The sequence below is a fragment of the Alicyclobacillus tolerans genome (genome assembly GCF_900142255.1).
Lineage (GTDB): Bacteria > Bacillota > Bacilli > Alicyclobacillales > Alicyclobacillaceae > Alicyclobacillus_I > Alicyclobacillus_I tolerans.
On the sequence record NZ_FRAF01000026.1, the window covers coordinates 1 to 15107 of the forward strand.

Sequence of the window (15107 nt, forward strand, 5' to 3'; positions counted from 1 at the left end):
TCAACGTTTCCTTTCAGAAACGCTTACCAGCATCGCTGGCGTGCCGGACAGACCTCCCCGGGTAAGAACGTTGTCTTTCCCTCCATCTACCCGCTCCATTTACTCTCGACAGCCTTCGGTAGCAAGGGCTTTGTCTTGTTTTGCAGACTCACCCAACTGTCGCTAGCCTCGATTGGAGTTCGTGAACCTCGGGTCGGAGGTTTGCCGCCGCCTTCCTTCAGATTCCACCTCACGGTGGACACCCTTGGCTTAAGCTAATGGCTACTGCTACCTTCACCATTCCGGACTCTCACCGTAGAGACAACGCCCATGCCGGGCGCACAAAAAATATGCACTGAGTTTTTACCTCAACGCATATCCAAAATACGAATGTACAGCGTATTATTTTTTATGTTTTTTCAGATTCAATTTCACTCTCATTCAGATGATAAGGAACTGTGGTAATGATGACATCTTTGTTCCACAAAAACCATGTACGTAACAACAATGAAGACTGGTTATGAAGAATTTGCGCCCAGTGACGTTTGGGCAAAAACTGTGAGAGGATGATGTGAATGTGATCGGGTCTTCCACCTTCTCGACTTTCAACAAATTTTATAAACCGCTGTACGGGTTGAATCAGAGAACGATACTCACTTTTTAAGGTCACCAGTCGACAAGGATTTCCCCATTCTTCCCATCGTTTTTCTATTCTTGCAATCGATTCATCATCAAAACCTACATAGACCGCAATAACATCTGAATTAAGCGATAGAGCAAAAGACAGCGAATTGAGTGTTACACGATGTAATCCGGAAAGCAGCAGAATCGTTACCACATGGTGGCGAATTGGGCGCTCTTCTTTTAGATTTATGCGCAACTCGTCTGCCAACAAAGTATAGTGTTTACGGATTTTAGTGGCCATGAACATCAACAACGGAAGAACTACCAAAACAATCCAAGCGCCACCAGTGAATTTTGTAACTGCAAAAACGATGGCTACGACCGCCGAAAGCACGGCGCCAAAACTATTGATAAAACTTTTCAGTCTCCACATCTTGCCTCGCACTCTTAGCCAACGTTTTACCAGACCAATCTGCGCCACCGTAAAAGCAACAAAAACTCCAATCGCATAAAGAGGAATCAGCGAATTGGTTTGAGCACGGAAACCTTCAATTAATAACGCTGAAAGCGCAGCTAATACCAACATCCCGTTGGAGTACCCTAAACGATCACCACGAACAAGCAAAGAACGAGGCAGAAAACCATCTCCTGCCATTAAAGCTGTCAATTGCGGAAACCCTGTAAATGTGGAATTGGCCGCCAAAATTAGAACCAAAAATGTTGCCCAGATAATAATTTGATACAAGATACTGTGTCCAAAATATGAACCAAGCAATTGAGACAACATTGTATTATTAGGATTTACAGAAATTCCCTGGAAATAAAGAAGGCACGAAAACCCGATTAAAGTAATACCCGTAATCGTGCCCAACGCTATATAAGCTTTAATAGCTCCCCGTGTACGAGGCTCACGGAAAATTGGAACTGAATTAGAAATGGTTTCAATACCCGTCAATGATGAACACGCAGATGAAAAAGCTTTAAGCAGCAAGAGCAAAGTTAATCCCTTTGGAAAGACTCCGAATGGTGGTGTATATTTAGAAACCAGACCGTGAGGGCCTCCTTCTATAAAACCGTAGCCGATTAAAAACACCATACAGAGCATGAAGAAAAGTGTTGGCCAAGCAAACACAGAGGCTGACTCACTAACCCCGCGCAAATTGACCAGTAAAATAATAATAATACATGCAATGGATAAACCAACAACATGCGGGGCTAATATTGGATAAGCGGAAGCAATCTGTTGGATACCAGACGAAATAGATACCGCAACAGTGAGTATGTAGTCAATCATCAATGAACTAGAAGCGAGTAGACGTACCCAAGGAGCACGAAAATTGTCTTTAGCTATCGCATACGCCCCTCCACCATTGGGATATGCGCTAACGCCCATAATATAAGAAATAATCAGTGCGGTCAGAAGTATAACAGTTGCTAAGGTAATCGGTACAATCAACCATTTTACGTCAACACCTAATTGCGCAATCTCTGTGATGCCTGCCTCTGGGCCATATGCTACAGAAGAATATAAATCTGCTGCTAAAACAGGTAGGGCGATAAACCAAAAAAGCTTGGTATGATTGTTATTCAGTTCTCTTGAGCGCATAGGTCGTCCTACAAGAAACCGCTTAACAGAGTTAAAATTAGCCACGGCAAACCAGAGCGCAAGAAGAGACAACACAATAAGTAAAGGATCTAAAAAAGGAAGAGTTTTATGCAATGCCAGTTGCCTCCTTCATGCATGCTCAAACAACGAACGTTGCAACACAGATAATAACATTAAATAGCGCCTCAGTTAGAAAAAATTTAGTTTTTTCTCCTTCCTGTATTATTTTCTTTTTCGGAAATGCAAAAAATACGCACCTAGCAAGAGAATAATCATGAGCAGCAACAGATACGGGAGTCCGCGATGCATAAGAAACACATGATAATGATTCCACGCTACTCCAATATAGCGACCCGAAAGTAAAAAAAACGCAACCCAGATGAGTGCACTCAAAGCGTTGACAAGTGAAAATTTCCAAATGGGCATAGCGTCTATTCCAGCTAAATACGGTACCAATACTCTGACTCCGGCAATAAACTTGCCTATCAAAACAATCCATATTCGCCACTTGGCAAATTGATTTTCAGCTTTATTCAAACGTTTTTCGTTGATTCCAACATATTTTCCATACCGAACAAGCAAAGGTCGCCCCAGCGTTCTCCCTAATGAATAAGCTACCGTAGAACCTACCACATTGCCCAAAAAAGCTGCCAACAATAATGGAAAGAAAGAAAACTGACCATGTATCCATTCTACACCAGAGACTACAAGCGTCGTTTCAGCCGGAAACGGAATACCCACCATTTCTAAAAATAGAATTAAAAAAACACCCATATATCCAAAATGGACAATCCATTCATGAACCGAAAGAGACAATCAAAAATTCCCCTCTCCATGAAATCAGCATACCTCATATATGTTTTATCCTAGCATTGATTGGTCTAAAATCCCATTAACTTCAGTATATCATTCCATACCTTAATAAAACGTGATCGTTGAAATAAGAATAAGCCTGCAACACTCCAGAGCACGGAGTATGCAGGCTGCATCACAAGTAAACGTATGGTCTTGTATAGTTACAATCAATTTTGAAGAGTGGTTAATTCAAGCTCGTAATCTGTAGGATCGGTCATATCTGTTCCGGATTTTACTCCTACCGCTTTCAATATGAGCGTCAAAACAACTGAAAGAATCAAATTGACTATACCTGCAGTTAACCCAGCGTAAGACGCTATAGCCAAATGACCTAAGTGTACAGTGTAAATTGAAGATTTAAACTGATTTTCAACGGCCATGCCAGTACCATAAATCATACCTACGGCCCAACCAATAAACAACGCATATCGGTTAAACCATCGTGTGTATAGCCCAAGTACAATGGCTGGAACAGTTTGAAGAATCCAAATACCACCAAGCAATTGCAAATTAATCGCGTACTGTGTTGGAATGCCTATAACGAAATAAAGCGCTCCCAATTTGACAAGCAAAGAGAATATTTTAGCTACCCTCGCCTCATGTTCTGGTGTCGCTTGACGAACAAAGAATTCTTTGTAGATATTTCTTGTAAAGAGATTGGAAGCTGCAATAGACATGATGGCTGCGGGTACAAGAGCACCAATGGCAATTGCAGCAAAACCTACTCCAGCAAACCAAGAAGGAAATTCTTTCAAAAATAAAAGAGGCACCGCATTACTTGTAACTTTTGTATGGATTCCTGCTGCCAAAGCCATATATCCTAGCAAGGCAAGAACACCTAACATAAATGAATAAATAGGAAGAAATGCCATATTTCGTTTAACCGCTACACGACTGCTGGCTGACAATGTCCCTGTTACAGCATGCGGATAAAGAAAGAGGGCTACTGCAGAGCCAAACGCCAAGGTCGCATAAGGCAAGAATAATTTAGGACTGATGACTACTGCGCCTTTCGGTTTATGTGTAGCAAGCGCAGCGGCTGCAGCATGAAAAATATGCGAAAAACCGCCCAATTTCATGGGAATGACGATGGCTGCAACAAGAATGACCACGTAAATCAAAATATCTTTTACAAAGGCAATCATGGCCGGAGCTCGAAGACCGCTTGTGTACGTATAGAGAGCTAGAATGATAAATGCAATAATAAGCGGCCAATCTCCTGCTAGACCCATCGCCGCTAATACCGCTTTCATACCGACCAACTGCAGGGCAATATACGGCAACGTCGCAAGAATGCCTGTGACGGCAATCGCCAAAGCAAGTAGACGAGACTGATATCTTCCTTGCACGAAATCAGAGGCTGTGACGTATCCATGTTTCTTAGCTACTGACCAAAGACGCGGCATAAATAGAAAAGCTAAGGGATATACAACTATTGTATAAGGAACCGCATAAAAACCTAGTGCTCCTGAGCCATACATAAGAGCTGGTACGGCAATGAAAGTATAGGCTGTATATAAATCACCACCAAGCAAAAACCAGGTTACAAACGTCCCAAATCGTCTACCGCCCAAACCCCATTCATCTAAATGAGATAGATTTCCTTTTCTCCACCGGGAAGCAACAAAACCTAATACGGTGATAAAGATAAACAACAGAACAAATACAATTACAGCTGCTGCATGCAAGTATTTTCCACCTCTCCCCCACAAACCTACAATGATAGCGCCTTCATGATTTCATTTAAAATGGCATTCGATTAGTCCTTCGTAAGAAAATAAACCACACCCGTAATCAGAGCAGAAATGATGACCCACAGAAACTGATAGGCATAGAAGAACGGAACCCCAAACCAAACAGGATGATATGATGCATAAAAAGGCGGATACAGAGTACCAATGAAGGGTATTAACAGTAGCCAAAGCCATACACGACCACGTTTACGTTTGGGTTCTTGCTGCGCATTCATACATTGTCCTCCTTTCTGTTTTATAAGGTAAGTTGCTCAAAAAATATGAGCTAAAATTAAGAGAATTATCGCACAACAAAAAAGGTATCGTCAATTCAATCCTATCCATCACAAACATCCTATATTATCCAAAATAATATCTTTTCATTATTTCTGATCTCCTTTTTCTTTATCTGTATATAACTGAGATAAGGTTACGACTTTGTAGTTTTCATTATGTAGTCCATAGAGTACGATACGTAAGGCACGAATGGTTGAAGTGCGATTACCTCCTTGATCATGAAAAAGCAATATATCGCCTGGACGAATCTGTTCGAGTATTCTTTGAGCCATTTTTTCAGGAGAAGGATTTTGCCAGTCAGAAGAATCAATGCTCCATAGCACTGTACGATAACCCATTTGTTGGGCTATGGAACACACTTTCGCATTTGAGCGACCTCTGGTCGGTCGAAACCACTTTAATTTTCCTGTCTGAGGTATTACCTGATGCATGGCTTTTTCCGTCAACGACAATTCCTGGCTTATTTGATTCTCAGTTCTTCCTGTCAAAAGAATATGATGATAAGTATGATTACCAAACTCATTTCCAGCTTGCCATTCCGAAACCACCAGCTTTTGATAAGGAATGATTCTTTCTCCAATTACAAAAAATGTGGCATGTGCCTGATATTGTTTCAGAAGTTTTAATATCTGCGGAGTATAGGTCAAACTAGGTCCGTCATCAAAAGTAATCGCCACTTCTTTCGATGTCATGTTAACTTTACGGAGAATAGAACATTTAGCAAATACCGTTGGAATCGGGGGTATGCATACAAAGAAGAATATGCCTACGAGTATAGAACACACACTTTTTTTCAAATATTTTTTTAATGATTTTAAACATTTTGGGAAATTTCCAAGCAGCACCATGAATGCCTCCACACATCAATTTATGGTTATTGTGAGTTATCGAAAGCAATGCCATACGAAGAAATTTTTGAACGACCCATCCATGAAAAAAGAACTTGGACAGTGAATCACTGTCGAAGTTCTTCAATCACGTTTTTAACTAAAAAGCATGCCTGCTTTGATCGAACTATTTCTCATGAGATTTTTGAATTTTTCATTAGTATGCACCAGCCGCATATCCTGCTGCAGGTACAAGCAAGAAGAACAGTACAAAGATGATTAAGAAGACAACTGCCCAACGAGTATATCCACCAAAACATCCGTACATAAAACATCCCCCTCTCCATCAAACTACCCTATCCTACGATGGACAACCTTTATATCGTCAGGGATAGCAGCCTTAAAGAAGAGGGAAAAGCTGTAGAATATTGGGGGTATTTTCAGAAGACTTTACGAATATTAAAAACATCTGACATCAGGTAAATCCCTTGAGGAAATGAATTTCCTAATACCCACCAAGAAAGGCCCCTCAACTGGTACTCATCAATTAGAGAAAATTTTGCAGAGATACTTAGCGCATCATCAAACCAAACCTGGTGACTTTGTGAACCATTCGTATATTCAAAATTAGGAGAAGCGGAAACAGGATCAAACCGTATAGGTGATTTTTCATTGATAGCAAGATTTTGAGCACTATTGTTTGATAAGCTAGCCGCTCTGAGACCTTTGCGCCAAGGAATGGGCCAATCATATCCATAAAGTGTAACTCCCATTAATATTTTTTCTGAAGCAATCACTGAAGTGGCGTAGTCTAAAACATTTTTCACTTGATGGATGGGGGCTACCGCCATCGGAGGTCCACATACCTACATACATACACATCCATACATGTTAAATGGACTCAATATCCAAATATTGCATTACAATCTTGACCAATTAAAATTGAATGTGATAGAATGCGCATAGGTCAAAGGTAGTCAATGTGCCTGTGACTTTTTGAGTGATTTATTGTCTTTTTCTTCTTCCAATTTAAAATTTTTTATCAACTAAAGTAAGCAATATGGCGGGCGGGCAAATGAGCGAATGTGATAACTTACGCAAGTCGCGCATGGCATTGTTACCGTTTACCAGACGATTCGTGTACGATTACAAACCGAATCGAGGGCTGTCTACATATGGCAAACGAAAACATTGTCCATGAAGCAACAGAAAGAAAGAAAACTTCTAATTTGGACGAGCCATCTTTTACTTTTAGTCAAGAAGTTTTCTTGTCACTAGTTCAGCATTTGCCAATAGGAATTGTTTGCTTCGAATATGAGTCAGTTGCCCTGTATAATCCAGTTGCTGAACAACTCTTCAGTACACTTGGTTATACTCCTAAAAAACTATGGAATCTAGAGGAATTCTTAAAATCTGTTCTGGACATCCGAGAGCCTCTTCGCTATGCTCATCTGTACACGAAACGTTTACATTTGACGAATGGTGAATTATTTATTTTAGAATTCACCATTGTTAGCACTCCAGAACCATCCGTCACTTTTTTAATTCTTAAAGATGTTACGGATTTATTTACGTATAGGGAGTCCATTGAAGAAATGGACAGACTGTTGGTAGTTGGTGAATTAGCCGCCGGTTTGGCACACGAAATTCGCAATCCATTAGCCAGTTTGCGCGGTTTTACACAAATGATTCAGCGTTCCAAAGATCCGGACAGTAATCTATCCTATACACAAATCATGCTTAACGAGCTCGATCGTATTAATGGTCTGGTTGAGGAATTATTACAATTAGCCAAACCAAGAAGCCAACCTTTTTTTCAACGCAATCTAATTGAAATTTTAAATTCAGTAGTGATACTTTTGAATCCGCAAGCTATTGTCAAAAGTTGCGCCATTCACCTTTCTGTAGAAAACTGGGATTGGCAGCAAAATGTGTTATGTCAGCCCAACAAACTTAAACAAGCCTTTATTAATTTAATTAAGAATGCTGTAGAAGCTTCAGAGCCAGGTCGGATTATTGATGTTATTGTAAAAAGAACCCATAAATTTGTGGATATATTCATCATTGACGATGGACCAGGAATTGACGATTCCATTCTCCATCATCTTGGAAAAAAATTTATCACTACCAAAGAAAGTGGTACTGGACTTGGTTTAATGCTCAGTCAAAGTATTATTTCAGACCATATGGGTCAACTTGAAATTTTAAAAAATGAAAAACGTGGTACTGAAGTAAGAATTCGTTTACCTGTTTGCCAATGAATCATTCAAAAGATTGAGTAGGGTGGCAATGTTCTAGACACTCATTTTAACGAGTGCGCTAGACGTGAGCCTGAACAGTTTTGCAGAATTTCTGCATCTGTTCAGGCTCATTTTTCATTTGGAGGGAATATTGACACAATGAACGAACTAACATCCAAACAAAATAACTTGCAACTAGATTGGAATGATTTAGATAAAATTAACTTGCTGAATGTATTAAGTTCATTACCAGAAAGTGTAGTTCCTACCATACGAGATGCGCTAGCTTCCATTCATGGTTTTGCATATATTCTCATTAAAGATTGTGAACCATACGAGTTCCACCTTACACAAATTGTGAAAATCAGTTTGCATTTGAATGATTTTCTGGAGAGTATTATCGTATGGAACAATCAATTACAACATTCTAATGATGTAGATATATCCTCTTCTATCCAAAATCTTCTCTTAGTTATTAATCAAATCCAGAATTGCTTAAATCAAATTCACACCCATATTATACTTATCCCAGACGAAATCCGGGCCCAATTTTCATTAGCCTTTCTTGTAATGTTGACGGAAAACTATCGATGTAAAACCATTCTGGAACATTTAGCTGAACTTAGTAACGAGCTAAAATTTCCATCCACTCCTTCCCGCTAAATTATTTAAATAAGTGTTTTGCAGAATTATAAAGCCTTATAGGACAAGAAGGTTGAAGGCATGAAAAAGCACTTCACCCCAGTCTTCGAGAAGATTTTAAGTGACGAAACCAGAAATTTCCGAGGCGGGAAGTCCCATATGTATCTTCTCCAACCATCGCCTGCCTCTGTTTTTTGGGGCCTTGGAACTCCAACCTTATGCTTCGAAGTTAAGAAGCCTTCCCAAAAAAGCACGAGATCTATCCATCGTGAAGTCATTCTACTTGCACTTCTGATGGCTTCGCTTGAAGGAATAGCCAAGGTAAAGACACATATGCTTATCAACGCGATCGCGATATACGCATCAGCACTAGCCGTAAACCAGATGGAACAACACCAGAAGACTGCGTAAGCTAAAACAAGTTCATCTATGAGAAGAGCTTATCCTTTCACAGTATTGAGGACAAAACAGACAAGGCTTCTATCTGTTTGCAAGTTCCAATCAATAAAAATATCTTGGACGCTTTCTTGAAATATCTCATGGAAGTGTCCATCACGATGAAAATATTTCTTTTCCAGTTCCGCCTTTGTGGTTCGCAATGGAGTTGCATAACCTTTTTGAATCATAGCTTTTTCCAATGGTATAAGAATGCCGTCGCGCTCAACAACGATTAAATGAGCGTTGATTTTAACGGATAGAATCTTTGCAGGAGTTCTCTCCGTTAGTGCACTTAAACGAGCTACCTCTTGATGCAATTTTTCCTTACCCAAGAAATTCACATTTTCAATGGGCAATTGAAACAAGACAATGACAATTCCTGTTCCATTTTCATAGCTCCAGTCATGATAGACCTCCAACACATCGCTTTGAAAAAGTACACGCAGTACACCTTTCATCTCTGAAATTAGAGACTGCAAGATTTTCATGCGAGATTCTGCGGCAATGTCCATCTGTCCTTGATCTAACAATACCTCTTCTAGTGAAGAAATAAAATTTGTAACCTGTATCACCAGAACCTGATGTTCTAAAAAAGCCTGACAATGACTCGGTCCTCGTCCAAACATTTCTCTGTGTAAACGACTAAAATAACTGGCTACTTGTTTTAAGGACTCATCCACACCCAGAAGACAACACCTCACACTAAACAATTCATTCATAAATATTTTCTCGATATGGGGTGCTGTCTATTCTGTACAAAATTTATATTTTCATGTTTCCTAACACGGATAATTATTTTCAAATTTGAGCATGCTGAATCGCGTTATGAATAAAATTGAATGACATGATGGGGAGAGGAACAGTGAACCAACCAACCAATACAACCGAATCATTCAATCAGAATGATTTCCATCAAACGATTAGTAATCGTATGAGCAAACTTTTCCGAGAACATTTTGGAAAAGGGCCCGAGTCTGTTTTTGTATCGAGCGGATACAAATTTATTTCCATTTATTTAAGAAATTTTTTATCACCTATGGAAAAAGTATTGCTCGAAAATGATCAAGATTTTACTTTAGCTGAATTAAGGCAACAGGTGATGCAAGCTTTACTTCCAGAGATTAAAGCCTACATTGAAATGCTATCTGGTATTAAAATAGAAGAATTATATTATGACTGGAACTTTCATAATCGTTCAGGATTAATTTTTGCAGTGACTGACAACCCTTTATCGAATATTGCAAACCTTGAACAAGAATTTGAAGGAAAGAAATTACTAGAAGATGAAATTATTCGCATCAGCCAAAACGCCCAAAAAGTTCCTGAAGAAGTATTTTCTTTTCTATTTCATCCAAAAATTCTTGTGATTATTCGTAAAGGTATTCTTGTTCGAATTGAAAAAGAACTTATCCGTGTAGGTCATGGCCCTTTACTAAAAAGGGTGAAAGCTAATCTTGAAAAAAGTTATCTGCATAATACCAGTTCATTTGAAGGGATTTTAAAACAACGTGTACTTGAAGTATTTGTGGATTGGAATTTTGATATTGATAAAAGTATTATTGTGTATATACTCAATCCAAAACGATTGCAAGGACAAGGAGATAAACCCATGGTAGAAAGAGCGGATGCCAATACTTTTGAGCAGGAAGATGAGAATCCATAAGAGAATAGTTTAATGAGGACTATTTTTAATTTAGAAGAGGACGGTTTATGTGCGACAACGTCCAGAACACTTCATTCCAGGAGAACATCATTTACCTGAGTACTCTCCTGTGGTTCATACACCTGTTGGATATTGGGAATATAACCACACTTCACAAACATTTTTTTGTTCTGCGCAAATGTTGCGAATGATGAATTTGCCCGAAGCAGAAAATATTATTTCTATGAAAAATCTTCTTCAAACGATTTTAACGGAAGATCATCATCTATGGCTATCCATTTCCAAATCTCATGCAAATACTTACCAAAACTTTACCTTTCGAAATCTAAATTCTTCAGGAATCATGAATTGGCTTCATTGTTCATACGAAACTCTAGTTGTCGATGGAAAAGTTTTAACTATAGGGTCTATTCAAGAATTAACAACATTGCGTGAGGATTTAGATAAAAGTATAGCCATCGCAGATAGGTATCCTTCCGTGCCATGGGATTTACTTCAAAAAGCTTCGAATGCAGCTTTATGGCAATGGGATATCCAGAAAAATATGATTGTCTGGAATATCCATGAAAATGGAACTTTAGTTGCTGAAAATATTCATTCTATGCACCAATTTCTACAATATGTGCATCCTGATGACAGAGCTTGGGTAACACGCATTCTCATCAACTCTTTGACAAATGGTCAATGTGACTTGGAATTTCGTATGCAGATGGATAAAGAACCAACATTATTCGTCCGTCTGATTGCTGAAGCTTTATATGCTTCTGATAGAAAAGCTCATTATCTCTCCGGTTTTCTTATCAATCAAACAAATTATAAATTGCAGGAACTGAAGCTACAAAAAAAAGAACTCATGATGCAACGGGTAGAACAATGTGCTGCATTAGGATATTGGGAACGCTACCCAAATAATGATAAAATTTATTTTTCTCCTGAACTTTATGAAATATGGGATTTACCGAAAGAACAGCCTGTGACTTTAGATCTTTTGGTAGAACGTATTCATCCAGACGATCGATGGACTTGGAAAGAAAATATTGATCAATCATACCTGGGCAATCCATACTTTATAGAATATCGAATTATACGCCCAAATGGCGAAACACGTTTTGTTCAATCCTACGGAGAACCCATATATCACGCAGGAAAAGTTACGGAAGTCTATGGTATTTTGCAAGATACGACCCATTTGCGCAACACAGAATGGACATTGCGGCAAAACCAAGAACGCTTGGAAATGGCGGAAGAACTTGCTCAAATGGGCAGTTGGGAGTATGACCCCTTTACAGATGAATTCCGTGCTTCCACTGGTTTTTATCGTATCTTTGAAATGCCGCCATGCTATATATTGACTCTCAATAGAGTGCAGGAGTTTCTGGGAGACATTCATTCTGAGCTTTTTGAAAAAATTAGAGAAAATTTACTGTCTCAACGGATGTGTGAACTAGAATTTGATATTCAACAAAACCGTAAAAATCGCAAACGAATTCGTATGAAGAGTAAAGCCATTGTAAAAGACGATATAGTGGTAAAATATTTCGGTATGTTACAGGATGTAACCGATCAATTGGAAGCAGAAGAGGCATTGCGCGAATCTCAGGAATTGTTGCAAGTATCGGAGAAACTATCTGCTGTTGGTCAATTGGCGGCCGGAGTCGCTCACGAAATTCGCAATCCTTTGACTGCCTTGCACGGCTTTCTTCAACTTCTGCACAGTCAAGCAGAAAATGGAGAAAATGAATTCTACATTCATGTTATGGAATCTGAATTGAACCGAATACGCTCCATCTTGGATGAGTTGTTGATGCTCGCCAAACCCCATCCTGTTCAACATACAGAAATTAAGCTGGATGAATTGGTTCAAAGCGTGGTATCACTCATGGAACCTGAAGCGCGTTTACACAGTATTCACTTTGATATCCTAAGCGATTCCAGTGTCCCATTTATTTATGGCGCCTCCGATCAAATCAAACAGGTGTTGATCAATCTAATTAAGAACGCTATTGAATCCATGAGTTCTGGTGGTGTTTTAACCATACGCATCCAACGAAAGCTAAAATACGTGGAAATTTTGTTAGTAGATCAAGGAATAGGCATACCCCAAGAAATTTTAGACAAGATAGGTCAACCGTTTTTTACTACCAAAGAGAGCGGCACAGGACTCGGTTTAATGGTAAGCCAGAACATTATCCATTCGCATGGCGGCAAATTGGATATTCAGAGTGAACCTGGAGTAGGTACGGCTGTTAGAGTGTATTTACCATTACCTTCAGATGAATTTAACTCACCGTAAGAAGTACTGTGCTTGTGATCAAGGATGATTCACTAAAAAATAGCGATACTGTATAGAAAGTGTGCTTTGAGAAACCTGAATCTCTTGTATCATTTTTTGCAGAATAGCCCTGGTTGTCTCAGGAGCTGGCGACGGAGTATGAAGCAGTTCTTCTACTACATGAAAAAGCGTTTGCTGCGCATCAAGAGGGGCACTGCCTTCTTGATGCTCGCTTTTGGATTCGGCTAGTAGAGTTTCCTCCGTATTCCTTAAATGCTGTAGTTGTTGCTTTAATTTTTGATTGAGGGGCAAAAAGACTTCTTCTGATAATCCATCCTGTGAATAGGCCATAAAAAGTTCTTGCGACTGTTTAATGACCCTATCCATCTGTTTTTGAATTGCCAATCTTTTTTTGGAGACGCTGATACAACTCTGTTTTACATTGGGAAGTTCGTGCGAAGACAGTAACCGTTTCAACTGCTGGAGTACAGCGTTTTGCACCATCTTTTCTATTTCATCTGCTGGCAGATAGGATTGTTTACAGAAGAAAACACCTTTTTCCGCTTGGGATCGACATCGATAATAACGTTTCCCTCGACCGTTTTTCTTTACAATCATTCGACTGCCACAAGAACAGCGGAGCAATCCATTTGATAAAAGATGAACTTGACCGGATCGGCCTGGATATTTTCTTCTTTGCTCCATGAGCGTATGAACTTGAGAAAAAATTTCTCGACTGATAATGGGTGGATGAGCCGATGGACAAACCGCTTGAGAGTTCTTATCTTTACTCCAAACCGTTATTCTACGGCGTTTTAACCAGTTGTGGCTACTAGGCGCAAGTAAACGTTTCTCTCTCCGACCATAGACTACATCACCAGTATATGCGGGATTTTCCAAGATACGGGATATTGTCCTGGCCGTCCAATCGGCGTTTCTTTTGGTTTTCCATAATCGTTTGTTTAAAATCTCAGCGATTTTGCGTGTTCCATATCCTTGCAGATAAAGTGAGAAAATTTCCCGAATCACGGGCGCAAACGTTTCGTCAATTTCCAAACGCTGTGTTTGCGGATTGAGAAGATACCCGTCTGGCGGCTGTCCATTCCAACGTCCAGATTTCGCTTTCTGCATAGCTCCCATACGCACTCGTATAGAAATTTTCTCCGATTCAGCTTGGGCCAATGCACTATGGATGGTAAAGATAAATTCGGCGTTATCTTTTTGGCTATCAAAATTCTCTTCAAGTGAAAGAACACGTACCCCAACAGCAAGCAAAGTGCGCAAAAGCAGGAGCGCATCCACCGTGTCACGCGCCAAACGAGAAATTCCTTTAAAAAGTACCACCTGGAAACAACCTGCCCTAGCATCAGCAAGCAATTTCTGAGCTTGTAAACGATTCACCAAACTAGTACCAGACACTGCCTCGTCCACATAAATCCATTCATCCGGAGTTTCCCAATATTCTCCCAGTTCCTGACCGCGTCTTCTGGCCATCTCCCGACAGACTGAAATTTGGTGTTCGAGCGAGTCACCCGAAAGTTGCGATTCATCGGATACGCGAGCGTAAATGGCGCAGCGAGTCAACCGCAACTCCCCCTTCATAGAAAGGCTCATCATGCGATGAGGGCACTGACTGTTCCACCGCTTGATCCAAACGCAAATATTCCAGTAAGATCAGCAAACAATCATTCCATACTTTGTCTTCCGACTCGCCACCTTCAAATTTCTCCTCAATAATCCATTTCTTCGGCACCTACATCACCTAATGCATGTTTATGCCAGGGAGAGATGTCCACTTGCCTACTTATCGATCACGCCAATCTACAACGAGAAAAAAACCATATTTATCCTCTTCGTCATCATCGATGTCGTCCCATTCCACAAATCCCACTTCTCTTGGTTCTTTTTTCTCTTGCATGCCTACACACTCC

Annotated in this window: 14 protein-coding genes; 5 read left to right on the plus strand and 9 right to left on the minus strand. The window is 39.8% G+C overall.

The window, feature by feature from the left end:
• Positions 1 to 388: 388 nt before the first annotated feature.
• The 6 genes from BUA75_RS12960 to BUA75_RS12985 all read right to left on the minus strand — a co-directional run bounded on the left by BUA75_RS12960 (position 389) and on the right by BUA75_RS12985 (position 6748).
• Positions 389 to 2323, minus strand: a complete 1935-nt coding sequence (locus BUA75_RS12960) for an APC family permease (protein WP_238413531.1) — start codon at positions 2321 to 2323, stop codon at positions 389 to 391.
• Positions 2324 to 2431: 108 nt separating this feature from the next.
• Positions 2432 to 3025 (minus strand): DedA family protein, encoded by a 594-nt coding sequence (locus tag BUA75_RS12965; protein WP_083574346.1) that lies wholly within the window; start codon positions 3023 to 3025, stop codon positions 2432 to 2434.
• Positions 3026 to 3231: 206 nt separating this feature from the next.
• Positions 3232 to 4752 carry a monocarboxylate uptake permease MctP gene (mctP, locus tag BUA75_RS12970; protein ID WP_072875022.1) on the minus strand — a complete coding sequence of 507 codons (1521 nt, stop codon included), beginning with the start codon at positions 4750 to 4752 and terminating at the stop codon, positions 3232 to 3234.
• Positions 4753 to 4823: 71 nt separating this feature from the next.
• Positions 4824 to 5033 carry a DUF3311 domain-containing protein gene (locus BUA75_RS12975; protein WP_072875023.1) on the minus strand — a complete coding sequence of 70 codons (210 nt, stop codon included), beginning with the start codon at positions 5031 to 5033 and terminating at the stop codon, positions 4824 to 4826.
• Positions 5034 to 5180: 147 nt separating this feature from the next.
• On the minus strand, positions 5181 to 5786 hold the full coding sequence (locus BUA75_RS12980; protein WP_072875050.1) for a polysaccharide deacetylase family protein: 606 nt from the start codon (positions 5784 to 5786) through the stop codon (positions 5181 to 5183).
• A 575-nt stretch (positions 5787 to 6361) separates the two neighbouring features.
• A complete protein-coding gene (locus BUA75_RS12985) occupies positions 6362 to 6748 on the minus strand; it encodes a glycosyl hydrolase family 18 protein (protein ID WP_129583645.1) in 387 nt (128 codons plus the stop codon).
• Between the two features lie 348 nt (positions 6749 to 7096).
• On the opposite strand from BUA75_RS12985, the gene BUA75_RS15545 reads away from it, so the two are divergent.
• The 3 genes from BUA75_RS15545 to BUA75_RS13000 all read left to right on the plus strand — a co-directional run bounded on the left by BUA75_RS15545 (position 7097) and on the right by BUA75_RS13000 (position 9214).
• On the plus strand, positions 7097 to 8182 hold the full coding sequence (locus BUA75_RS15545; protein WP_083574348.1) for an ATP-binding protein: 1086 nt from the start codon (positions 7097 to 7099) through the stop codon (positions 8180 to 8182).
• 138 nt (positions 8183 to 8320) lie between these two features.
• A complete protein-coding gene (locus tag BUA75_RS12995) occupies positions 8321 to 8824 on the plus strand; it encodes a hypothetical protein (protein ID WP_072875025.1) in 504 nt (167 codons plus the stop codon).
• Between the two features lie 60 nt (positions 8825 to 8884).
• Positions 8885 to 9214: a hypothetical protein gene (locus tag BUA75_RS13000; protein ID WP_072875026.1), complete on the plus strand. Its 330-nt coding sequence runs from the start codon at positions 8885 to 8887 to the stop codon at positions 9212 to 9214.
• Positions 9215 to 9243: 29 nt separating this feature from the next.
• Here the strand turns inward: BUA75_RS13000 and BUA75_RS13005 are convergent, their stop codons facing one another.
• Complete coding sequence (locus BUA75_RS13005) at positions 9244 to 9960, minus strand: Na-translocating system protein MpsC family protein (RefSeq protein ID WP_083574349.1); 717 nt, start codon at positions 9958 to 9960, stop codon at positions 9244 to 9246.
• 143 nt (positions 9961 to 10103) lie between these two features.
• Between BUA75_RS13005 and BUA75_RS13010 the strand changes: the two genes are divergently transcribed.
• Positions 10104 to 10904, plus strand: a complete 801-nt coding sequence (locus tag BUA75_RS13010) for a Na-translocating system protein MpsC family protein (protein ID WP_072875027.1) — start codon at positions 10104 to 10106, stop codon at positions 10902 to 10904.
• Between the two features lie 49 nt (positions 10905 to 10953).
• On the plus strand, positions 10954 to 13197 hold the full coding sequence (locus BUA75_RS13015) for an ATP-binding protein (RefSeq protein ID WP_072875028.1): 2244 nt from the start codon (positions 10954 to 10956) through the stop codon (positions 13195 to 13197).
• An 18-nt stretch (positions 13198 to 13215) separates the two neighbouring features.
• On the opposite strand, the gene BUA75_RS13020 is transcribed toward BUA75_RS13015, so the two are convergent.
• Positions 13216 to 14760 (minus strand): recombinase family protein, encoded by a 1545-nt coding sequence (locus BUA75_RS13020; protein ID WP_072875029.1) that lies wholly within the window; start codon positions 14758 to 14760, stop codon positions 13216 to 13218.
• Complete coding sequence (locus BUA75_RS15965; RefSeq protein WP_072875030.1) at positions 14723 to 14929, minus strand: hypothetical protein; 207 nt, start codon at positions 14927 to 14929, stop codon at positions 14723 to 14725. The genes BUA75_RS13020 and BUA75_RS15965 overlap by 38 nt, the downstream gene beginning before the upstream one ends.
• Between the last annotated feature and the right edge of the window lie 178 nt (positions 14930 to 15107).

Coding starts and splice junctions, on each gene's coding strand:
- BUA75_RS13000 (WP_072875026.1), top strand. CDS start 8,885: ATGAAAAAGCACTTCACCCCAGTCTTCGAGAAGATTTTAAGTGACGAA.
- BUA75_RS12995 (WP_072875025.1), top strand. CDS start 8,321: ATGAACGAACTAACATCCAAACAAAATAACTTGCAACTAGATTGGAAT.
- BUA75_RS12975 (WP_072875023.1), bottom strand. CDS start 5,033: ATGAATGCGCAGCAAGAACCCAAACGTAAACGTGGTCGTGTATGGCTT.
- BUA75_RS15545 (WP_083574348.1), top strand. CDS start 7,097: ATGGCAAACGAAAACATTGTCCATGAAGCAACAGAAAGAAAGAAAACT.
- BUA75_RS13005 (WP_083574349.1), bottom strand. CDS start 9,960: ATGAATGAATTGTTTAGTGTGAGGTGTTGTCTTCTGGGTGTGGATGAG.
- BUA75_RS12980 (WP_072875050.1), bottom strand. CDS start 5,786: ATGACATCGAAAGAAGTGGCGATTACTTTTGATGACGGACCTAGTTTG.